General features: G+C 72.8%; 18 protein-coding genes and 1 riboswitch. Of the genes, 14 read left to right on the top strand and 4 right to left on the bottom strand.

Annotation, left to right across the window (positions count from 1 at the left end):
* Positions 1 to 19 precede the first annotated feature (19 nt).
* The 9 genes from ACIQPQ_RS16180 to ACIQPQ_RS16140 all read left to right on the top strand — a co-directional run bounded on the left by ACIQPQ_RS16180 (position 20) and on the right by ACIQPQ_RS16140 (position 10,251).
* Positions 20 to 1,084, top strand: a complete 1,065-nt coding sequence (locus tag ACIQPQ_RS16180) for a polyprenyl synthetase family protein (RefSeq protein WP_401304537.1) — start codon at positions 20 to 22, stop codon at positions 1,082 to 1,084.
* Between the two features lie 117 nt (positions 1,085 to 1,201).
* Positions 1,202 to 3,214 (top strand): squalene--hopene cyclase, encoded by a 2,013-nt coding sequence (gene shc, locus ACIQPQ_RS16175; protein ID WP_401304211.1) that lies wholly within the window; start codon positions 1,202 to 1,204, stop codon positions 3,212 to 3,214.
* Positions 3,215 to 3,856 carry a 1-hydroxy-2-methyl-2-butenyl 4-diphosphate reductase gene (locus ACIQPQ_RS16170; RefSeq protein ID WP_383766662.1) on the top strand — a complete coding sequence of 214 codons (642 nt, stop codon included), beginning with the start codon at positions 3,215 to 3,217 and terminating at the stop codon, positions 3,854 to 3,856. It begins immediately after the preceding gene.
* A 5-nt stretch (positions 3,857 to 3,861) separates the two neighbouring features.
* Positions 3,862 to 4,887: an adenosyl-hopene transferase HpnH gene (gene hpnH / locus ACIQPQ_RS16165; protein WP_401304207.1), complete on the top strand. Its 1,026-nt coding sequence runs from the start codon at positions 3,862 to 3,864 to the stop codon at positions 4,885 to 4,887.
* 4 nt (positions 4,888 to 4,891) lie between these two features.
* Positions 4,892 to 6,049 carry a flavodoxin-dependent (E)-4-hydroxy-3-methylbut-2-enyl-diphosphate synthase gene (ispG, locus tag ACIQPQ_RS16160; RefSeq protein ID WP_401304205.1) on the top strand — a complete coding sequence of 386 codons (1,158 nt, stop codon included), beginning with the start codon at positions 4,892 to 4,894 and terminating at the stop codon, positions 6,047 to 6,049.
* Positions 6,050 to 6,077: 28 nt separating this feature from the next.
* On the top strand, positions 6,078 to 8,006 hold the full coding sequence (gene dxs, locus ACIQPQ_RS16155) for a 1-deoxy-D-xylulose-5-phosphate synthase (protein ID WP_401304202.1): 1,929 nt from the start codon (positions 6,078 to 6,080) through the stop codon (positions 8,004 to 8,006).
* Positions 8,003 to 9,421 (top strand): aspartate aminotransferase family protein, encoded by a 1,419-nt coding sequence (locus ACIQPQ_RS16150; protein WP_401304199.1) that lies wholly within the window; start codon positions 8,003 to 8,005, stop codon positions 9,419 to 9,421. Before dxs ends, ACIQPQ_RS16150 begins: the two co-directional genes overlap by 4 nt.
* An 87-nt stretch (positions 9,422 to 9,508) precedes the next feature.
* Complete coding sequence (locus ACIQPQ_RS16145; RefSeq protein ID WP_401304196.1) at positions 9,509 to 10,132, top strand: helix-turn-helix domain-containing protein; 624 nt, start codon at positions 9,509 to 9,511, stop codon at positions 10,130 to 10,132.
* Positions 10,129 to 10,251, top strand: a complete 123-nt coding sequence (locus tag ACIQPQ_RS16140) for a DUF6126 family protein (RefSeq protein ID WP_383766643.1) — start codon at positions 10,129 to 10,131, stop codon at positions 10,249 to 10,251. The genes ACIQPQ_RS16145 and ACIQPQ_RS16140 overlap by 4 nt, the downstream gene beginning before the upstream one ends.
* A 56-nt stretch (positions 10,252 to 10,307) precedes the next feature.
* Here the strand turns inward: ACIQPQ_RS16140 and ACIQPQ_RS16135 are convergent, their stop codons facing one another.
* On the bottom strand, positions 10,308 to 11,105 hold the full coding sequence (locus ACIQPQ_RS16135) for a tyrosine-protein phosphatase (RefSeq protein WP_401304193.1): 798 nt from the start codon (positions 11,103 to 11,105) through the stop codon (positions 10,308 to 10,310).
* A gap of 538 nt (positions 11,106 to 11,643) precedes the next feature.
* Positions 11,644 to 11,809, top strand: a riboswitch (cyclic di-AMP (ydaO/yuaA leader).
* Between the two features lie 4 nt (positions 11,810 to 11,813).
* Between ACIQPQ_RS16135 and ACIQPQ_RS16130 the strand changes: the two genes are divergently transcribed.
* The 3 genes from ACIQPQ_RS16130 to ACIQPQ_RS16120 all read left to right on the top strand — a co-directional run bounded on the left by ACIQPQ_RS16130 (position 11,814) and on the right by ACIQPQ_RS16120 (position 14,844).
* Complete coding sequence (locus ACIQPQ_RS16130) at positions 11,814 to 12,812, top strand: peptidoglycan DD-metalloendopeptidase family protein (protein WP_401304190.1); 999 nt, start codon at positions 11,814 to 11,816, stop codon at positions 12,810 to 12,812.
* A 243-nt stretch (positions 12,813 to 13,055) separates the two neighbouring features.
* The gene (locus tag ACIQPQ_RS16125; protein WP_401304188.1) at positions 13,056 to 13,874 is read left to right on the top strand and encodes an SGNH/GDSL hydrolase family protein; all 819 of its coding nucleotides are present in this window, start codon (positions 13,056 to 13,058) and stop codon (positions 13,872 to 13,874) included.
* 172 nt (positions 13,875 to 14,046) lie between these two features.
* Positions 14,047 to 14,844: an SIMPL domain-containing protein gene (locus ACIQPQ_RS16120; protein WP_401304185.1), complete on the top strand. Its 798-nt coding sequence runs from the start codon at positions 14,047 to 14,049 to the stop codon at positions 14,842 to 14,844.
* Positions 14,845 to 14,909: 65 nt separating this feature from the next.
* Here ACIQPQ_RS16120 and ACIQPQ_RS16115 read toward each other — a convergent pair whose 3' ends face one another.
* A complete protein-coding gene (locus tag ACIQPQ_RS16115; protein WP_401304182.1) occupies positions 14,910 to 15,557 on the bottom strand; it encodes a TetR/AcrR family transcriptional regulator in 648 nt (215 codons plus the stop codon).
* 131 nt (positions 15,558 to 15,688) lie between these two features.
* Positions 15,689 to 16,936, bottom strand: coding sequence for a Glu/Leu/Phe/Val dehydrogenase dimerization domain-containing protein (locus tag ACIQPQ_RS16110; protein WP_401304180.1), 1,248 nt, complete (start codon positions 16,934 to 16,936; stop codon positions 15,689 to 15,691).
* A 174-nt stretch (positions 16,937 to 17,110) separates the two neighbouring features.
* Here ACIQPQ_RS16110 and ACIQPQ_RS16105 point away from each other — a divergent pair, with 174 nt between their 5' ends.
* Entirely contained in the window at positions 17,111 to 18,304 is a 1,194-nt protein-coding gene (locus tag ACIQPQ_RS16105; protein ID WP_401304177.1) for an MBL fold metallo-hydrolase, read from the top strand.
* A 515-nt stretch (positions 18,305 to 18,819) separates the two neighbouring features.
* On the opposite strand, the gene ACIQPQ_RS16100 is transcribed toward ACIQPQ_RS16105, so the two are convergent.
* The gene (locus ACIQPQ_RS16100) at positions 18,820 to 19,779 is read right to left on the bottom strand and encodes an NAD(P)-dependent alcohol dehydrogenase (protein ID WP_401304175.1); all 960 of its coding nucleotides are present in this window, start codon (positions 19,777 to 19,779) and stop codon (positions 18,820 to 18,822) included.
* A gap of 150 nt (positions 19,780 to 19,929) precedes the next feature.
* Here ACIQPQ_RS16100 and ACIQPQ_RS16095 point away from each other — a divergent pair, with 150 nt between their 5' ends.
* Complete coding sequence (locus ACIQPQ_RS16095; RefSeq protein ID WP_401304172.1) at positions 19,930 to 20,772, top strand: helix-turn-helix transcriptional regulator; 843 nt, start codon at positions 19,930 to 19,932, stop codon at positions 20,770 to 20,772.
* Positions 20,773 to 20,899 lie beyond the last annotated feature (127 nt).

The following is a 20,899-nucleotide window of genomic DNA, read 5'->3' as shown; positions in this document are numbered from 1 at the left end:
AGGAGACATCGTGCCCCCTGTGCCCCCGGCCCCGCCGGCGAGTCGAGAGACCGCGGTGGACGTGACCGCGCTCCTGGAGCGCGGCCGGACCCTAGCCACGCCGGTGCTGCGGGCGGCCGTGGACCGGCTGGCGCCCCCCATGGACACCGTCTCCGCCTACCACTTCGGCTGGATCGACGCCCACGGCAACCCCACCGACGGCGACGGCGGCAAGGCCGTCCGGCCCGCCCTCGCGGTGCTCTCCGCCGAGGTCACCGGCGCGGCCCCCGAGGTCGGCGTGCCCGGCGCGGTCGCCGTCGAGCTGGTGCACAACTTCTCCCTGCTGCACGACGACCTGATGGACGGCGACGAGCAGCGCCGCCACCGCGACACCGTCTGGAAGGTGCACGGCCCCGCCCAGGCCATCCTGGTCGGCGACGCCCTCTTCGCCCTCGCCAACGAGGTCCTGCTGGAACTCGGCACCGTCGAGGCGGGCCGCGCCACCCGCCGCCTCACCGCCGCCACCCGCGCCCTCATCGACGGCCAGGCGCAGGACATCTCCTACGAGCACCGCGACCGCGTCAGCGTCGAGGAGTGCCTGGAGATGGAGGGCAACAAGACCGGCGCCCTGCTGGCCTGCGCCAGCTCCATCGGCGCGGTGCTCGGCGGCGCCGACGAGCGCACCGCCGACACGCTGGAACGGTACGGCTACCACCTCGGACTCGCCTTCCAGGCCGTGGACGACCTCCTCGGCATCTGGGGCGACCCCGTCTCCACCGGCAAGCAGACCTGGAGCGACCTGCGCCAGCGCAAGAAGTCCCTCCCCGTCGTCGCCGCCCTCGCCGCCGGGGGAGCCGCCTCCGAGCAGCTGGGCGAGATCCTCGCCGCCGACGCCAAGAGCAGCGACTTCGCCACCTTCTCCGAGGAGGAGTTCGCCGCCCGCGCCGCCCTCATCGAGCAGGCCGGCGGGCGGGAGTGGACCGCCGCCGAGGCCCGCCGTCAGCACACCGTCGCCATCGAAGCCCTGGACGCCGTCGACATGCCCGAGCAGGTCCGGGACCGGTTCACGGCGCTCGCCGACTTCGTCGTCGTACGAAAGAGATGATCACTATCGGTCGAATAGCCCTCGCGTAGTCGCCGGCCGGTGTCGCGGGAAGAGACGCACCGGCCGACGGCGGACCCAAGCAGACGCAACGGATGCACACTGCACGAAGGGGAAGCCATGACAGCGACGACCGACGGAAGCACCGGGGCCCTCCCGCCCCGTACTGCCGCGGCCAGCGAAACCCACCTCGACATCCCCGTGGCGGCCGGGGGACCAGAAGCCGCCGCGCACGCGATGCGGCGCGCCACCGACTTCCTGCTCGCCCGGCAGGACGCGGAGGGCTGGTGGAAGGGCGACCTGGAGACCAACGTCTCCATGGACGCCGAGGACCTGCTGCTCCGCCAGTTCCTCGGCATCCGCGACGAGGCCACCACCCGCGCCGCCGCCCTCTTCATCCGCGGCGAGCAGCGCGAGGACGGCACCTGGGCCACCTTCCACGGCGGGCCGGGCGACCTCTCGGCCACCGTCGAGGCGTACGTGGCGCTGCGGCTCGCCGGGGACGCGCCCGACGCGCCGCACATGGCACGGGCCTCCGCCTGGGTCCGCGAGCGGGGCGGCATCGCCTCGGCGCGGGTCTTCACCCGGATCTGGCTGGCGCTGTTCGGCTGGTGGAAGTGGGAGGACCTGCCGGAACTCCCCCCGGAACTCCTGTACTTCCCCAAGTGGTTCCCGCTCAGCATCTACAACTTCGGCTGCTGGGCCCGCCAGACGATCGTGCCGCTCACCGTCGTCTCCGCCACCCGCCCGGTCCGGCCCGCGCCGTTCCCGCTGGACGAGCTGCACACCGACCCGGCCCGCCCCAACCCGCCCCGGCCGCTGGCCCCGCTGCACACCTGGGACGGCCTGTTCCAGCGGCTGGACAAGGTGGTCCGCGGCTACCGGACGGTCGCCGTACGAAGACTGCGCGCCGCCGCGCTGAACACCGCCGCCCGCTGGATCGTCGAACGGCAGGAGAACGACGGCTGCTGGGGCGGCATCCAGCCCCCGGCCGTCTACTCGGTCATCGCCCTGCACCTCCTCGGCTACGACCTCCAGCACCCCGTGATGCGCGCGGGCCTGGAGTCCCTCGACCGGTACGCGGTGTGGCGCGAGGACGGCGCCCGCATGGTCGAGGCCTGCCAGTCCCCGGTCTGGGACACCTGCCTGGCCACGATCGCGCTGGCCGACGCGGGGGTGCCGGCCGACCACCCCCAACTGGTCAAGGCGGCCGACTGGATGCTCGGCGAGCAGATCGTGCGCCCCGGCGACTGGTCCGTACGGCGTCCCCAACTCCCGCCCGGCGGATGGGCGTTCGAGTTCCACAACGACAACTACCCCGACATCGACGACACCGCAGAGGTCGTTCTCGCGCTGCGCCGGGTCCGCCACCACGACCCGGAGCGGATGGAGCGGGCGATCGGGCGCGGGGTGCGCTGGAACCTCGGCATGCAGTCCAGGAACGGCGCCTGGGGCGCCTTCGACGTCGACAACACCAGCCCCTTCCCCAACCGGCTGCCGTTCTGCGACTTCGGCGAGGTCATCGACCCGCCGTCCGCCGACGTCACCGCGCACGTCGTGGAGATGCTCGCCGTCGAGGGCCTGGCCCACGACCCGCGCACCCGGCGCGGCATCGACTGGCTCCTCGCCGAACAGGAGCCGGACGGCTCGTGGTTCGGCCGCTGGGGCGTCAACTACGTCTACGGCACCGGCTCGGTGGTGCCCGCCCTCACCGCCGCGGGCCTGCCCGCCCGGCACCCCGCGATCCGCCGCGCGGTCTCCTGGCTGGAGCGGGTCCAGAACGACGACGGCGGCTGGGGCGAGGACCTGCGCTCCTACGACGACCCGGCGCGCTGGAGCGGCCGGGGCGCCTCCACCGCCTCCCAGACCGCGTGGGCGCTGATGGCGCTGCTCGCCGCCGGTGAGCAGGACTCCCCGGCGGTCGCGCGCGGGGTGGCCTGGCTGGTGCGCACCCAGCGCGAGGACGGCTCCTGGGACGAGCCGGAGTTCACCGGCACCGGCTTCCCCTGGGACTTCTCCATCAACTACCACCTCTACCGGCAGGTCTTCCCGCTGACCGCGCTCGGCCGGTACGTGCACGGCGACCCCTTCGCCGCGCTGACCCCCGTCCCCGCCGAGGCGAAGGGAAAGTAGATGACCCCGCGGCCCGCCCCCGCCCCGCTGCTGATCGCCTGCGCGCTCGGCATCGAGCACCTCGCCCTGCGCATGGGCGAGCGCGGCGGCGCGGGCGGGCCGGTCACCGTCCTGCGCACCGGCATGGGGCCGAAGGCGGCCGAACGCTCCGTGAGCCGGGTCCTCACCGACCCGGTCCTCTCGGGCGCCGCCGTCCTCGCCACCGGCTTCTGCGCGGGCCTGGCCCCCGGAATGCACCCCGGCGACCTGGTCGTCGCCGAGGAGACCCGCGACCCGCTCGGCACCGTGCCGTGCGTGAACACCGAACTGCTCGTCAAGGAACTCGTGCGCACCCTTCCCGGGCGCACCGTCCACACCGGCCCGCTGACCGGCTCCGACCACGTGGTCCGCGGTCCGGAGCGGTCCGACCTGCTCGCCACCGGCGCGATCGCCGTCGACATGGAGTCGGCGGCCACGCTGCTGAGCGCCGTCCGCGCGGGGACGCGCCCGGTTGCGGCCGTCCGGGTGGTCGTGGACGCTCCTGAACATGAACTCGTCCGGATCGGCACGGTACGCGGTGGAATATCGGCTTTCCGTGTCCTTCGTTCCGTCCTGCCTGCATTCTTCGAATGGCACCGCAACGTGCTGCTCCCCCGGAGGTGAGCCAGATGGCCATGCCGCTGCGCCAGTCCATCAAAGTCGCTACGTACCTGGCTGAACAGAAGCTCCGCAAGCGGGACAAGTTCCCGCTGATCGTGGAGCTGGAGCCGTTGTTCGCCTGCAACCTCAAGTGCGAGGGCTGCGGCAAGATCCAGCACCCGGCGGGGGTGCTCAAGCAGCGCATGCCGGTCGCCCAGGCCGTCGGCGCGGTCCTGGAGTCCGGCGCCCCGATGGTCTCCATCGCCGGCGGCGAACCGCTGATGCACCCTCAGATCGACGAGATCGTCCGCCAGTTGGTCGCGAAGAAGAAGTACGTCTTCCTCTGCACCAACGCCATGCTGCTGCGCAAGAAGCTCGACAAGTTCACGCCCTCGCCCTACTTCGCCTTCGCCGTGCACATCGACGGCCTGCGCGAGCGGCACGACGAGTCGGTCGCCAAGGAAGGCGTCTTCGACGAGGCCGTCGCGGCGATCAAGGAGGCCAAGTCCCGCGGCTTCCGCGTCACCACCAACTCGACCTTCTTCAACACCGACACCCCGCAGACCATCGTCGAGGTCCTCAACTTCCTCAACGACGACCTCAAGGTCGACGAGATGATGATCTCGCCCGCCTACGCCTACGAGAAGGCCCCCGACCAGGAGCACTTCCTCGGCGTCGAGCAGACCCGCGAACTGTTCAAGAAGGCGTTCTCCGGCGGCAACCGGCGCCGGTGGCGGCTCAACCACTCCCCGCTCTTCCTGGACTTCCTGGAGGGCAAGGTCGACTTCCCGTGCACGGCCTGGGCAATCCCCAACTACTCCCTGTTCGGCTGGCAGAAGCCCTGCTACCTGATGAGCGACGGCTACGTCCCGACGTACCGCGAACTCATCGAGAAGACCGACTGGGACCAGTACGGCCGCGGCAAGGACCCGCGCTGCGCCAACTGCATGGCGCACTGCGGCTACGAGCCGACCGCCGTCCTCGCCACCATGGGCTCGCTCAAGGAGTCGCTGCGCGCGATGCGCGAGACGGCCTCGCCCGGGAACCGGGGGTGACGCGGTGACCGCCGTCTCCCTCGGCGTCCCCGAGGTCCCGGCCCGTCCGATCGCGGAGCGCCGCATGTCGCGGCGTATCCAGGTCGGGCCGGTGGCGGTCGGCGGCGGGGCCCCGGTATCGGTGCAGTCGATGACGACGACCCGCACCTCCGACATCGGCGCCACTCTCCAGCAGATCGCCGAACTGACCGCGTCCGGCTGCCAGATCGTCCGCGTCGCCTGCCCCACGCAGGACGACGCGGACGCCCTCGCGACCATCGCCCGCAAGTCGCAGATCCCGGTGATCGCGGACATCCACTTCCAGCCGAAGTACGTGTTCGCCGCGATCGAGGCGGGCTGCGCGGCGGTCCGCGTCAATCCGGGCAACATCAAGCAGTTCGACGACAAGGTCAAGGAGATCGCCAAGGCGGCACGGGAGCACGGCACCCCGATCCGCATCGGCGTCAACGCGGGCTCCCTCGACCGCCGCCTCCTCCAGAAGTACGGCAGGGCCACCCCCGAGGCGCTGGTGGAGTCGGCGCTGTGGGAGGCGTCCCTCTTCGAGGAGCACGACTTCCGCGACATCAAGATCTCCGTCAAGCACAACGACCCCGTCGTCATGGTCGAGGCGTACCGGCAGCTCGCCGCGGCCTGCGACTACCCCCTCCACCTGGGGGTCACGGAGGCCGGGCCCGCCTTCCAGGGCACGATCAAGTCGGCGGTCGCCTTCGGCGCGCTGCTCGCGCAGGGCATCGGCGACACCATCCGGGTGTCGCTCAGCGCCCCGCCCGCCGAGGAGGTCAAGGTCGGCATCCAGATCCTCCAGTCGCTGGGCCTGCGCGAACGGCACCTGGAGATCGTCTCCTGCCCCTCCTGCGGCCGGGCCCAGGTCGACGTCTACAAGCTCGCCGACGAGGTCACCGCCGGTCTGGAGGGCATGGAGGTGCCGCTGCGGGTCGCCGTCATGGGCTGTGTCGTCAACGGCCCCGGCGAGGCCCGCGAGGCCGACCTCGGCGTCGCCTCCGGCAACGGCAAGGGCCAGATCTTCGTCAAGGGCGAGGTCGTCAAGACCGTCCCCGAGTCCAAGATCGTGGAGACCCTGATCGACGAGGCGATGAGGATCGCCGCGCAGATGGAGCAGGACGGCGCCGCCCCGGGGGAGCCGGCCGTCACCGTGAGTTGAGCAGCAGGGACCGAGAGGGGGCCCGAGCGTGTCGATCCTGGAGAACATCCGGCAGCCGCGTGACCTGAAGGCGCTGTCGGAGACGGAACTCGGCGAACTGTCCGAGGAGATCAGGGAGTTCCTGGTGCACGCGGTCGCCAGGACCGGCGGACACCTCGGCCCCAACCTGGGCGTGGTGGAACTGACCGTCGCCCTGCACCGCGTCTTCGAGTCACCCACCGACCGCATCCTGTGGGACACCGGCCACCAGAGCTATGTGCACAAGCTGCTGACGGGCCGTCAGGACTTCTCCAAGCTGCGCGGCAAGGGCGGCCTCTCCGGCTACCCCTCGCGTGAGGAGTCCGAGCACGACGTCATCGAGAACAGCCACGCCTCCACCGCCCTCGGCTGGGCCGACGGCCTCGCCAAGGCCCGCCAGGTCCGCGGCGAGCGCGGCCACGTCGTCGCCGTGATCGGGGACGGAGCGCTCACCGGCGGCATGGCCTGGGAGGCGCTGAACAACATCGCCGCCGCCAAGGACCGGCCGCTGATCGTCGTCGTCAACGACAACGAGCGCTCCTACGCCCCGACCATCGGCGGCCTCGCCAACCACCTCGCCACCCTGCGCACCACCGACGGCTACGAGAAGGTCCTCGCCTGGGGCAAGGGCGTCCTGCTGCGCACCCCCGTCGTCGGCGGCACCGTCTACGAGTCCCTGCACGGCGCGAAGAAGGGCTTCAAGGACGCCTTCGCCCCGCAGGGCATGTTCGAGGACCTCGGCCTCAAGTACGTCGGCCCGATCGACGGCCACGACATCAAGGCCGTCGAGTCGGCGCTGCGCCGCGCCAAGCGCTTCCACGGCCCGGTGCTGGTGCACTGCCTCACCGAGAAGGGCCGCGGCTACGAGCCCGCCCTCGCCCACGAGGAGGACCACTTCCACACCGTCGGCGTGATGGACCCGCTGACCTGCGCCCCGCTCGCCCCGGCGGGCGCGCCGTCCTGGACCTCCGTGTTCGGCGAGGAGATCGTCCGTATCGGCGAGGAGCGCGAGGACGTCGTCGCGATCACCGCCGCCATGCTCCACCCGGTGGGCCTCGGTCGGTTCGCCGAGCGCTTCCCGGACCGGGTGTGGGACGTCGGCATCGCCGAGCAGCACGCGGCCGTGTCGGCGGCCGGTCTCGCCACCGGCGGCCTGCACCCCGTCGTCGCCGTCTACGCCACCTTCCTCAACCGCGCCTTCGACCAGCTGCTGATGGACGTGGCCCTGCACCGCTGCGGGGTCACCTTCGTCCTCGACCGGGCCGGGGTGACGGGTGTCGACGGCGCCTCCCACAACGGCATGTGGGACCTGTCGATCCTCCAGGTCGTGCCCGGCCTCAGGATCGCCGCCCCGCGCGACGCCGACCAGCTGCGCGCCCAGCTCCGCGAGGCCGTCGCGGTGGACGACGCGCCGACCCTGGTCCGCTTCCCCAAGGAGTCGGTGGGCCCCCTCGTCCCGGCGGTCGACCGGGTCGGCGGCGTCGACGTCCTGCACCGGGACGAGGGTGCCGGGTCCGGGGCCGGGGTGCTGCTGGTCGCCGTCGGCGTCATGGCGTCCGTCTGCCTCCAGGCGGCCGACCTGCTCCGCGCGCGGGGGGTGCCCTGCACGGTCGTGGACCCCCGCTGGGTCAAGCCCGTCGACCCGGCACTGACCGAACTGGCCGCCGGACACCGGCTGGTGGCCGTCGTGGAGGACAACAGCCGTGCGGCAGGGGTCGGTTCGGCGGTCGCGCTGGCTCTCTCCGACGCCGACGTCGACGTGCCCGTGCAGCGGTTCGGGATTCCGGAGCAGTTCCTCGCCCACGCCAAACGCGCCGAGGTCCTCGCGGACATCGGCCTCACCCCGGTCGAGATCGCCGGACGCGTCGGCGCGGGCCTCGCCGTACGGGACGAGCGGGCCGTCAGCGAGTCACAGGCAGTCAAGGAGTCACAGGAATGACCACCGCGGAATCCGCGTCCGCCGCCGCGCAGGCCGGGGAGTTCGACCTCGGGGCGCTGCTCGCCGCGCGCGGCGCCGAACGCTACGAGCTGCACAGCCGCCACCTCAACCACCAACTCCCGCGCATGCTCCACACGATCGGCTTCGACAAGGTCTACGAGCGCGGCGAGGGCGCCTACTTCTGGGACGCCGACGGCAACGACTACCTCGACATGCTCGCCGGGTTCGGGGTGATGGGCCTCGGCCGTCACCACCCCGTGGTCCGCAAGGCGCTGCACGACGTCCTCGACGCCTCCCTCGCCGACCTCACCCGCTTCGACTGCCAGCCGCTGCCCGGCCTGCTCGCGGAGCGGCTGCTCGCCCACAGCCCCCACCTGGACCGGGTGTTCTTCGGCAACAGCGGCACCGAGGCCGTCGAGACCGCCCTCAAGTTCGCCCGCTACGCGACCGGCAGGCCCAGGGTCCTGTACTGCGACCACGCCTTCCACGGCCTCACCACCGGCTCCCTCTCCGTCAACGGCGAGGGCGGCTTCCGCGACGGGTTCGCGCCCCTGCTGCCCGACACCGCCGTACCGCTCGGCGATCTCGACGCGCTGGCAAGGGAGTTGAAGAAGGGCGACGTGGCCGCGCTGATCGTGGAGCCCATCCAGGGCAAGGGTGTGCACGAGGCGCCGCCCGGCTATCTGCGGTCCGCGCAGGAACTGTTGCGGCGCCACAAGGCCCTGCTGATCGCGGACGAGGTGCAGACCGGTCTGGGCCGCACCGGTGACTTCTACGCCTACCAGCACGAGGAGGGCGTCGAACCCGACCTGGTCTGCGTGGCGAAGGCGCTCTCCGGCGGCTACGTCCCGGTCGGGGCCACCCTCGGCAAGGACTGGATCTTCAAGAAGGTCTACTCCTCGATGGACCGGGTGCTGGTGCACTCCGCGAGCTTCGGCTCCAACGCCCAGGCCATGGCGGCCGGTCTGGCCGTGCTGGCGGTCATGGAGAACGAGCAGACCGTCGCCCACGCCCGCGCCACCGGCGACCTGCTCCGCACCCGCCTCGCCGCCCTCACCGACCGCTACGAGATGCTCGCCGACGTCCGCGGCCGGGGCCTGATGATCGGCATCGAGTTCGGCAGGCCCCGCTCGCTCAAGCTGCGCGGACGCTGGACCATGCTCCAGGCCGCCCGCAAGGGCCTGTTCGCCCAGATGGTGGTCGTCCCCCTGCTCCAGCGGCACCGGATTCTGACCCAGGTCTCCGGCGACCACCTGGAGGTCATCAAGCTGATCCCGCCGCTGATCGTGGGGGAGCGGGAGGTGGACCGGTTTGTGGACGCCTTCACCGCGGTGATGGACGACGCCCACGACGGCGGCGGACTCGTCTGGGACTTCGGCAGGACCCTCGTGAAGCAGGCGGTGGCCAACCGCTAGGCGACCCGACCGAGCCCCCCTTCCCTGCTTCTTTGTCTCAGAGGCAAGAAATTTGCCGCAGAGGCAAAGGTGGGGCTGAATGGGGTCATGAGCCACCCCGCCCCGCCGTCCGGGCCCGAGCCCGGCGGTGACCTCCCGGCCGTCGCGCCGCAACTGCGCTCCCTCCGGCGGCGTGCCGCCCTCACCCTGGAGGCCGCGGCCCGGACCGCCGGGCTGTCCCCGGCCCACCTGTCCCGGCTGGAGACCGGGCAGCGCCAGCCCTCGCTGCCGATGCTGCTCGCGCTCGCCCGTACCTACGGTACGACCGTCTCGGAGCTGCTCGGCGAGTCGGTCGCCGACCGGGACGCCGTGGTCCGCGCCGCCGACATGGAGCCGACCCACGCGGGCGGCTGGACGTACTGGCAGGCCGGGGCCTCCGGGCGGGGCATGCAGGCACTGCGGGTGCAGGTGCCGCACGGCTCGCAGGGCGACATCGTGCGGGTCCACCCCGGCGAGGAGTGGCTGCACGTCCTGCGCGGACGGCTCCTGCTGCGCCTCGGCGACACCGCGCACGTGCTCGGCCCCGGGGACAGCGCGCACTTCGACTCGCTGACCCCGCACCGTATCGCCGCCCAGGACCCCGACGGCGTCGAACTCCTCTTCGTCCACACCCTGTTGCAGAGCCCGACGGCCACCCTGTGCCTCGGCCCCACCCATGGAGAGACGCCGTGACCGACATCGAGGAGAAGTTCCCCCGCAGCCTGTGGATCAGGCTGATCATCTACATCGCCGTCGGCCACGTCTTCGCCGGGTTCCTGTGGCTGCTGTTCGAGGTGGGCGCCAAGAAGTAGGCCCGCCTCGGGACGTCGGGTGCCCGTCGGGCGGGCGTCGCCGGGTCGGGCGCGGATCAGTCGAGCAGGCGCTCGCGCAGCCGCTCCCGGGTCCGCGGGGACAGGCCGAGACCCCGCTCCAGGTAGGTGTCGACGTCGCCCCAGGTCTCCTCGATCGTGTCGAAGGCGGCCGTGAGGTACGCGGCGCGGGCGTCGAAGAGCGGGGCGAGCAGGTCCATCACCTCGGGGGAGAACGCCTCGGCCGAGCTGCCGCTGCGGTGCACCCGGTAGCGGCGGTGCTTGGCGTTGGACTCCAGGTAGTCGGCGACGATGGCCTCGCGCTCCACGCCGAGCGCCAGCAGGGTCACCGCGATCGACAGGCCCGCCCGGTCCTTGCCCGCCGCGCAGTGCATCAGCGCGGGCACGCTGTCCTCGGCGAGCGCGTGCAGCACCCGCGAGTGCTCGGCGGTGCGCTCCCGGACGATCGCCCGGTAGGACTGGATCATCCGGTCCGCGCCCTTGCCGTCGCCCAGGATCTCCCGCAGCTGCGCGAGGTCGCCGTCGCGGACCATCTTCCAGAACTCGGCGCCGTCCGCCGGGTCGGAGAGCGGCAGGTTGACGTTCCGTGTGCCCGGCAGCTCGACGTCGGGGCCCTCCAGCTTCTGGTCCGCGGCGTTGCGGAAGTCGAAGACGGTGTGCAGGCCCAGGGAGGACAGGAACGCCGCGTCCTCGGCGGTGGCGTGCGCGAGGTGGCCGCTGCGGAACAGCACGCCGTGCCGCACGCGCCGTCCGTCGGTGGTCGGCAGGCCGCCCACGTCCCGGAAGTTGCGTACGGCGGCCAGCTCGGGCTCGGTCGACGGGACCTGCTGCGTCACGGGGGCTCCTCCCGGTCGTGGTTCCGGCCGACGCGGCTCGTGACGGCCGCCGGAACACCTGCGTGACCACTCTCGTGATCACGTTCATGACCACTGCGTCACGACCATACGACACGGGGGCGGCCGAACCGGAGGAGCCCGGAACACCGGCCGCTGTCGGACACCTCCCCCGATGGCCCCCTTGGGTTGGATGTGCGGTGAGGTGACATCTGGGATGTCTGCCCGAATTGATGGAATTAGTCGAATTGGCTCGATTGGCTTCTTCGTTCCAACTCGGCCTGGAATAGGGCGACCTGGAGAGGTGTCACGTGAGCAGCGTCTCATCCGTGACCGTATGTCGCGCGTCATGTTCACGTAATACGCCTGATTTCCGCGGGTGTTCCCCGCCCGCGACGTCTCCCGGTCGACACAGGGTGACCGTGAATTCCGGAAGGGGATCAAGGGAAATGCACCGGAAGCGCAACCTCTGCTTGTTCCCGTGCGTCTTGGTCGCTTACGTTCCTGACCCATCCGGACGGACGCCCAATCCTGCCGCCGCCCGGATTCCGCACCCACTCACCCGTACACGGCAGGAGCGGGGGACCCACAGGTAGTAACGCCTGTTCCGGTTCCCGGAACGGCTCGGGGTAAAGCCGCGTCCCCGCGCGGCCGGACATCTCCAGTCCGCACCCGACAGCTCACCTCGCAGGCGCCGGAGAGGAATTCGCCATGCCCGCCAAGGGTAAGCACCGCCGTCCCAAGTCCCAGTTCTTCACCCGCTCGATCGCCGCCGCCGGAACCGGCGGCGCCGCGCTGGCCCTCCCCCTGATGGGCGCCGGCGGAGCGCAGGCCGCGCCGTCCGAGGCGCCCGCCGCCCAGGCCGTCTCCCACGCCGCGCAGAGCGTCCAGGCCGCCCCCGTCGCACGGACGTCCGCCGACGGCGCCAAGGCCGCCACGACGTACACCGTGCGCCCCGGCGACTACCTCTCGAAGATCGCCGACGAGCAGCACGTCAGCGGCGGCTGGACCCGCCTCTACGCGGACAACCGCGAGGCCGTCGGCGCCGACCCGTCGCTCATCCACCCCGGCCTGAAGCTGTCGATCGGCAAGAAGGCCCCGGCGGGCGCCACGGAGGCCTCCAAGGCGCCGTCGGCTCCGCGTGATTCGTCGAAGAAGTCGGATTCGTCCGCTTCGAAGAAGTCCTCACAGTCGTCCAACTCCGCGAAGTCTTCGGACTCCTCGTCCTCCGCGGGCTCCTCGAAGGCCTCCGGCTCCTCCGACGGCTCCGCCTCCCAGGCCGCCGACACCTCGAACGCGAGCGGCTTCAGCGCCCCCGTCGCCGGGGCCGCCGTCGGCACCCCGTACCGGATGTCCGGGAGCATGTGGTCCAGCGGCTACCACACCGGTGTCGACTTCGTCGTCCCGACCGGCACCTCCCTCAAGGCCGTCGGCGCGGGCACCGTCGTCTCGGCCGGCTGGGGCGGCGCCTACGGCAACCAGGTCGTCATCCGCCTCGCCGACGGCCGCTACGCCCAGTACGCCCACCTGTCCTCGCTCTCCGTCTCCGGCGGCCAGACCGTCACCGCCGGACAGCAGGTCGGCCTCTCGGGCGCCACCGGCAACGTGACCGGCCCGCACCTGCACTTCGAGATCCGCACCACCCCGGACTACGGCTCCGACATCGACCCGGTCGCCTACCTCCGCTCGCACGGCGTCTCGGTCGGCTGACACCGCCGCACCCCGAGCCACACCTGACACGCACACCGAAGGCCGGACCCTCATCCAGGGGGCCCGGCCTTCGGTGTGTTCCGCGACGCCGTTCCGCCATTCCGCCGCAGCCCTGTGGCGCCGTTCCGGGGAAGATCCCTTATTCCCTGATTGGGAAACTCTTTAGGAGTGGCTTATCTCACCGCCCGTCAACCCCTGCCTACGGTCGCGTAAGTCACATTCAAAGGTGAATCATGAACCGTTGTGGCAGACGATTCGAAGAACGACAAGAGATCACCGATCGGGTCGTACGTGGCGCTGGGGGACAGCTTCACCGAAGGCGTCGGCGACCCCGGCCCCGACGGCGCGTTCGTCGGCTGGGCCGACCGTTTCGCGGTCCTGCTCGCGGACCGCAGGCCCGAGGGCGACTTCCGTTACGTCAACCTCGCCGTCCGCGGCAAACTGCTCGACCAGATCGTGGCGGACCAGCTTCCCGGCGCGGTCGCGCTCGCGCCCGACCTGGTCTCCCTCTGCGCGGGCGGCAACGACATCCTCCGCCCCGGCACCGACCCCGACGAGGTCGCCGAACGCTTCGAACGGGCCGTCGCGGCCCTCGCCTCGGCGGCCGGGACCGTCCTCGTGACGACCGGGTTCGACACCCGCGGCGTCCCCGTCCTGAAGCATCTGCGCGGCAAGATCGCCACGTACAACGGGCATGTGCGCGCCATCGCCGACCGGTACGGCTGCCCGGTGCTCGACCTCTGGTCGCTCAGGTCCGTGCAGGACCGGCGGGCCTGGGACGGCGACCGGCTCCACCTCGGCCCCGAGGGGCACACGCGCGTGGCCCTGCGCGCCGGGCAGACCCTCGGCCTGGACGTGCCCGCCGACCCCGAGCAGCCGTGGCCGCTGCTCCCGCCGCGCGGCACCCTGGAGATCCGCCGCGACGACGTGCACTGGGCGCGCGAGTACCTGGTGCCGTGGATCGGGCGGCGGCTGCGCGGGGAGTCGTCCGGCGACCACGTGACCGCCAAGGGCACGCTCTCCCCGGACGCCATCAAGGAGCGGATCGCCCGGGTGGCCTGAGCAGGGCGGTGAGCCGTGCAGTGAGCGGACGGGGTCCGCGGTCCGAGGGGGCCGGTGACCCGGACGGGCTCCACCAGTGAGGTGAGGGTGCGGGAGTGGTGTGCCGCCGGGGGCGGGTGCGGCTGCTGGGATGACGGCAGCCGCCGCCCGCCCCCGGAAGGACCGGAGCGCCATGCCCCGTACGTTCACGATCCCGTCCCCGTCGTCCCGCGCCGCACGGGTCCGCGCCCGCCGGGTGGCCGTCGTGGCGCCCCTCGTCGCGCTGGCCCTCCTCGGCCCCGCACTGCCTGCCTTCGCCGCGCCCGGCGAGCAGCCGGGGGCTGCGGTCTCCGGTGCCGCCCCCGCTCCCGCCACCGTGACCGTGACCGGTGAGGGCGTGGTCAGCGCCGACGCCGATCTCGCGGTCGTCGGCGCCGGGGTCGAGACGGCCGGCCGCACCCCGCAGGCCGCCCTCGACGCCCAGAGCGCCGCCGCGACCGCCCTGCTCGCCGCCGTCCGCGCCCAGGGCGTGGCCGACCAGGACGTCCGTACCGAGAGCGTCTCCCTCCTCCCGGTCCACGACCACAGCGACGGCACCGCCCGCCTGACGGGCTACCAGGCCGCGCAGAGCTTCTCGGTACGGGTCCGCGAAGTGGCCGCGACCGGGGCCCTGCTGCGCGCCGTCGCCGACGCGACCGGGGAGGCGGGCCGCGTCCACTCCGTCGCCTTCGACGTCGCCGACCCGGCGCCGCTGCGGGCCCGCGCCCGTGAGAGCGCCGTCGAGGACGCGCGGACGAAGGCCCTCCAGTACGCCCGGCTCACGGGCCACCGGCTAGGCCGCCTGGTCTCCCTCAGCGAGGACGCCTACGCCGCCCCGCGACCCGTCGCCGCGGCGGCCGACCTGTCCGGCGCCGCGTTCGGCGGGGTACCGCTGGAGCCGGGCACCGTCCGGGCCACGGCGACGGTCACGGCGGTGTACGAGCTGGACTGAGGGTGCGCTGGGGGGGAGGGGGTGATCGTGGGGCACAGTGGGCGGGCTGCCCGCGTCAGCCCGCCTCAGTCCGCGTCGGCTCCGTCGGACGTCTGCACGGGTTCGGTGCTCTCCGCCCGTTGCGGCAGGCCGAGTTCGCGGGTCAGGGCCTCGTCCACCCACTGCTGCGCCCGCGTCCGGGACACGGCGCCGTCGTAGGCCGTCAGCTGGACCGCGAGGCCGTCGAGCAGGGCGGTCAGGCGCAGGGCCGTGCCGGAGGGGTCGGGGCAGCGGAACTCGCCCGCCGCGACACCGTCGGCGATCACGCCCGTGAGCGCGGCCTTCCACTGCCGGTCGAGGTCGCGGGCCACCTCGCGCAGCGCGGGCTCGCGCAGCGACACCGCCCAGCCCTCGATCCACAGCCGCCAGCCCTTGGCCTGGCCGGTGGGCGCGTACCAGCGCACCGCCGACCGCAGACGGCGCAGCGCCGTGGTGCGGCGGCCGAGCAGCTTGCGCAGCCGGGCCAGATCGCCCTCGGCGGCGTACGCGAACGCCGCCGCGACCAGCTTCTCCTTCGTGGCGAAGTGGTACAGCACGAGGGCGTTGCTCACGCCGAGCACGGCGGCCACGTCGGCGATCCTGACCGCCGCCACGCCCCGCGCCTCGATCTGCTCGACGGCGGCCCGCAGCAGGTCCTCCCGCCGCTCCGCCACGCTCATCCGCACCCTCGCCACGCGGTCACCCTACACACGGCCCCCGCACGCGTCCGCCCGCGCACCGGGCACCGGCACAGGGCCCCGGACCTGCGCCGACACCGTCCGAGGAGGCGGCCCCGAGTCGACACCGACAGCGGCGCCCGGCGTCGTCAGCGGTACTGCCCGAACCGCTCCGTGATCACCGGCAGCCGGTGCCCGGCCAGCGCGTGGGCCGCCCGCCGCGGGGTCGTCCCGTCGCGGTCCGCGTCCGCGAGCACCCGCTCCACCAGGGTCCGCATCGACCGGCGCGTGTGCGCGAACGCCTCCTGCGCGTCCGCGCCGATGTCGCCGAAGAGCGTCCACCACCACCAGGCGTTGGTACCGGAGTTGACGACGACATCGGGCAACACCCGTACCCCGCGGGCGTGCAGAAGGGCCTCCGCCTCCGGCAGGACCGGCATGTTGGCCGCCTCCGCGATCCAGCGAGCGGTGATCCGCGCCTGCTCGTCGACGCCGATCGCGTACGACACCGCCGCCGGGACCAGCACCTCCGCCTCCGCCGACAGCCAGGCGTCGCCGGGGAGTTCGCGGTCGCCGGGCCGCAGCGCCGACCGGTCGACGGTGCCGTGCCCGTCGCGGGCGGCCAGCAGCGCCTCCACGTCCAGGCCCGCCGGGTTGGCGATCGTGCCCTTGACGTCGGCGACGGCCACCACGCTCAGCCCCGCCCGCGCCAGGAAGCGGGCCGTCGCCCCGCCCATCGTGCCGAGCCCCTGGAACGCGACGCGCGTGCCCGCGTACGCCGTCCCCTCCCGGTCGAGCGCGGTCAGCACGGACTCCGCGACCCCGCAGCCGCCCACCAGCTCGTCCAGGCCGATGCCGTCCACCTCGACGGCGAAGGCGTCCGCCAGGCGGGCGCGGGCCGCCGCCTCGTCGTCCAGCAGCGGATACACCGCCTGGATCGAGGAGACCAGCCCCGCCTCTGCGGCGGCCCGGTCCACCAGGTCCTGGGTCAGCCCCAGGTCCTCACCGGTGGTCCAGCAGGCCGCCACGTACGGCCGGACCGCCCGCAGGAACCGCACCAGCAGGCCGTACGCCTCCGGGTCCCGGGGGTCGCAGTCGATGCCGCCCTTCGCGCCGCCGAGGGGGACGTAGCGCGCCGCCGGGTCGTAGTGCAGGGCCTCCTTGAGGCTCATGCCGCGGGCCAGGCCCGTCACCTCGTCCAGCGTGCAGCCCGCGCGCATCCGCAGGCCGCCGCTGCACACCCCGCGCACCAGCCGGTCCACGACGAGGAAGCCACGGCGGCCCGTGACGTCGTCGGTCCAGGTGAGGGAGACCAGGGGAGCGGGCCCGGGGGCAGACGCGACGGGCGGAGCGGCGGGCCGGATGGCAGGCGCGGGGGCGGACTGGGGGGTGGCCATGCGGACTCCTCGCCGGAACCTTTACTGAACAGTCGGTCAGTATCGGGAGGGTGCGGCGACCTGTCAACGCGGGGGCCGCGCGCCGCCGGGAGAGACCAGGTGGGCGGCATGGTCCGACGTTGTCATCCGGGCCGACCATAATGGGAACCCCTAGCGAGTCCACCTGGAGGTACCGTGTCCGGTTTCCGTTCCCAGCGCACCGGGCTCCGCGCTCTGCGGCCCGAGGCCTTCGGCGCGGACCCGAGCGGGGAGCGCATGGCGCGCATCCGCAGGTCGCCCCACTTCAAGGACGGGGTGTTCCAGAACCCGGGCGGCACCGCCCGGACCCGCCCGTCGGGCTCCGCGGTCGAGTTCGCCAAGACGTTCTTCGACAAGGACACCCGCCCGCTGCGCGCCCCCTCGGGCACGATCCCGGTGCACCCCACCACCCTCGCCGACATCGTGGCGCCGCCCGCCACGGGCCTGCGGCTGACCTGGATGGGCCACTCCAGCGTGCTCGCCGAGATCGACGGGCAGCGGGTGCTGTTCGACCCGGTCTGGGGACAGCGCTGCTCCCCGTTCCCCTTCGCGGGCCCCAAGCGCCTGCACCCCGCCCCGCTGCCACTGGCCGCGCTCGGCCCCGTCGACGTGATCGTCATCTCCCACGACCACTACGACCACCTCGACCTGCCCACGATCAAGGAGCTGGCCGGCACCGACACCGTCTTCGCCGTCCCGCTCGGCGTCGGCGCCCACCTGGAGCGCTGGGGCGTCCCCGCCGACCGGGTGCGCGAGCTGGACTGGCACGAGGACACCCGCGTCGGCGGCCTCACCCTCACCGCCACCCCGGCCCGCCACTTCTGCGGCCGCGGCCTGCGCAACACGCAGCACACCCTGTGGGCGTCCTGGTCCGTCGCGGGCGAGCGCCACCGCGTCTACCACAGCGGCGACACCGGCTACTTCGACGGCTTCCAGGACATCGGCGCGACGTACGGCCCGTTCGACGCCACGATGATCCAGATCGGCGCCTACTCGACCTTCTGGCCCGACATCCACATGACCCCGGCGGAGGGCGTCCGCGCCCACCTCGACCTCCAGGGCGGCGCGCCCGCGGGCGTCCTCATGCCGATCCACTGGGGCACCTTCAACCTCGCCACCCACCCGTGGGCCGAGCCGGGCGAGTGGACCAAGGACGCCGCCGAGGAAGCCGGTCAGGCCGTGGCACTCCCGCGTCCGGGCGAGCCGTTCGAGCCGGGCGGCAAGCTGCCGGTGGAGGCGTGGTGGCGGGCGGTGTCGGGGCCGATCACGCGGCACTGGTCGCGCTCACGGAGTGTTGAGGACGCGTCCGGGACGAGCAGGGGTGATCTCGACCTCGCGGGGGAGCGATGACGCCAGTCGGGCACGAGCTCGGAGAGTTGGTCCGGATGGACACGGGAGCATCCTTCGGCCTGTGAGCTGGATCGTCTCCCGCGCAGGTCCGACGGTGGGCCCAGAGGCGAGCGCGAGAGCGCTCGGCGGTGTTTCGCGTCGGGTCGTCAGGGTGCCACAGTCGCCACCTCTGTCCGGCGAGCGGCTGGACGGCCTCCCGGCAGACCCGGGTCCTCCCCGTCGGTGAACCGCCGGCCAGGACCACGATCCCGCTGTTCCCGGCCGCCGTCTCGGCCGCGGCAGGGCCCGGTCGGGGTGGCGTGCCGCACGGCGGGGCAGCCGCCGCCCGCCGGGTGTGTGCCCGCCCGGCGCCGCCGCGGCGGCTGCTCTCCGCAGCGGCCTGCTGCGCCAGGTCCGGCAGCTCACCCGTGCCCTCCGGGGTCGTCCGTCCGCGTCGGCCGGTGTTCGTCTTCGGCCCGGCGCACCCCGGCGCGCCCCCGCTGTCCCGTCGTGCGCGGAGCCACGGCGTGTCGGCGTCAGGCGGAGCCGCGCGGTACCGTCACCACCTGCTTGCCCGCGACACCGCCCCGTTCGAACGCCTGGTGCGCGGCGGCGATGCCCGCGAGGGGGTAGACGCTGTCCACCACGGGGCGCAGCAGCCCTGAGGCGACGAAGTCGGCCACCTCGTGCAGCAGACGCGTCTCGGGGTCGGCGCTGAAGGCGCGGATACGTCGGGCCCCGTGGACACTCGACGCGGCGATGGCGGCCATGCTGGAAGGGGAGAGTGCCACGGTGACCATCCGGCCGCCTCTGGCCAGCCGGCTGCGGTAGGAGTTCAGCTCCGAGCCGACCGTGTCGACGATGATGTCGAACGGCCCGGTCCGGTCCGGCGTGGTGGAGCCGTAGTCCAGGACTTCGTCGGCGCCGAGTCCGGTGAGGAGCTCGGCGTGGCGGTCTCGGGCCAGCGCGGTCACCTGGCCGCCCATGGCGTGCGCCAGCTGCACGGCCGCCGTGCCCACTCCGCCGGCCGCGCCCCGGACCAGGACCCGGTCGCCACTCACCATGCGTACGCTGTCACGCAGGGCGATCAGTGCCGTGGAACCCCCGACCACCAAGGAGGCCGCCTCCACGGCCGAGAGGTCCGCCGGGGCGAGCGCGATGCGGTACGCGGGCACCACGACGTACTCGGCGGCCCCCGCGACGGAGTGCTTCTTGCGGGGGTGGACCGTGCCCCACACCCGGTCGCCCACCCGGTAGCCCGCGGCGTCGGCGCCGGTCGCCGCGACGGTGCCCGCGAAGTCCAGCCCCGTACCGATCGGGAACCGGCGCCCCGACACCATCTTCAGCCCTCCCGAGCGGACGATCACATCGTGGCCGTTGACACTGGACGCCTCGACCGACACCAGCACCTCACCGGTCCGTGGAACGGGGCGATCCACTTCATTGATCCGCAGTACGTCCGCCGTACCGAAACTCATGATCTGCGCGGCCTTCATGGCGCTGTCCTTCCGTGGTGGCTGTGGTGTCTTCGATCGTGGCTCCGGCACGGGGCGGCGCGGTCGTTCTCCTTTTCCTGGGTCTGGCGGACCCACCCTCGCGGCTCGCGCCGGCGGCATACTGGCGGTGTGACCGGAGCCTCCCACGCCATGAGCGACGATCCCCGGCGCGAACTCGCGGACTTCCTGCGCACGCGCCGTACCCGGCTGCGACCGCAGGACATCGGCCTGGAGCCGGGGCCGCGGAGGCGTGTCGCCGGGCTGAGGCGGGAGGAGCTGGCGCTGCTGGCCGGGGTGAGCCCGGACTACTACCAGCGCATGGAGCAGGGACGCGACGTCCGGCCCTCGGAACAGGTTCTGGACGCTCTCGCGCGTGCCCTCGACTTCTCCGCCGACGAGACGCGGCACCTGCACGGTCTCGCCGCCGCCGCCCGTCACCCGGCCCCCGTGGCCCATGCGTACGGACCGGAAGAGGTGCCCGACACCACGCTGCGGCTGCTGCACGGCATGACGTCGCCCGCGTTGGTCGTCGGCCGTTTCCTGGACGTGCTGGCCTGGAATCCGCTCGGGGGCGCCCTGCTCGGAGACTTCTCCCGGCTGGCGCAGAGGGAACGGAACCTGCTGGCGCTGTTCCTGCGGCCCGAGGCCGAGCGGGCGTGCCCGGACCGGGCGGCCACCGTGGCGGATCTGATCGGGATGCTGCGCACGCAGGTCGCCGCTGATCCGCGGCACCCGCGCGCGGTCGAACTCGTGGGTGACCTCGCGCTCCGGAGCGACGAGTTCGCCGCCCTGTGGGCCCTCCACGACGTGATGCGCCCCACGCGCGGCCACATGCGCCTCAACCACCCCTTGGTGGGCGAACTGAACCTGGACTGGGACGCCTACCCGATGCCAGGGAACGCCGGTCCCGCGCTCATGGTCTGCACCGTCCCGGACGGCAGCCTGGACGCCCGTCGGCTGCAGGTGCTCGCCGGTCTGCTGAAGACACCGTGACCAGCGCGGAATGAGCGGGCGCAGTGCCCGGCCGGATCCCGGCCGTGGGTGGGTGTTGTGGTGTGCGGGTGGTGGGGCGAGACGTTCGGACATGTGGGGTGGACTGTGGGCCATTCATCCGCTCGTC

This window comes from Streptomyces sp. NPDC091281 (assembly GCF_044757425.1).
Classification (GTDB): Bacteria; Actinomycetota; Actinomycetes; order Streptomycetales; family Streptomycetaceae; genus Streptomyces.
Note: the sequence above shows the minus strand (reverse complement) of the source record. Positions and strands in the feature narration are given on the sequence as shown.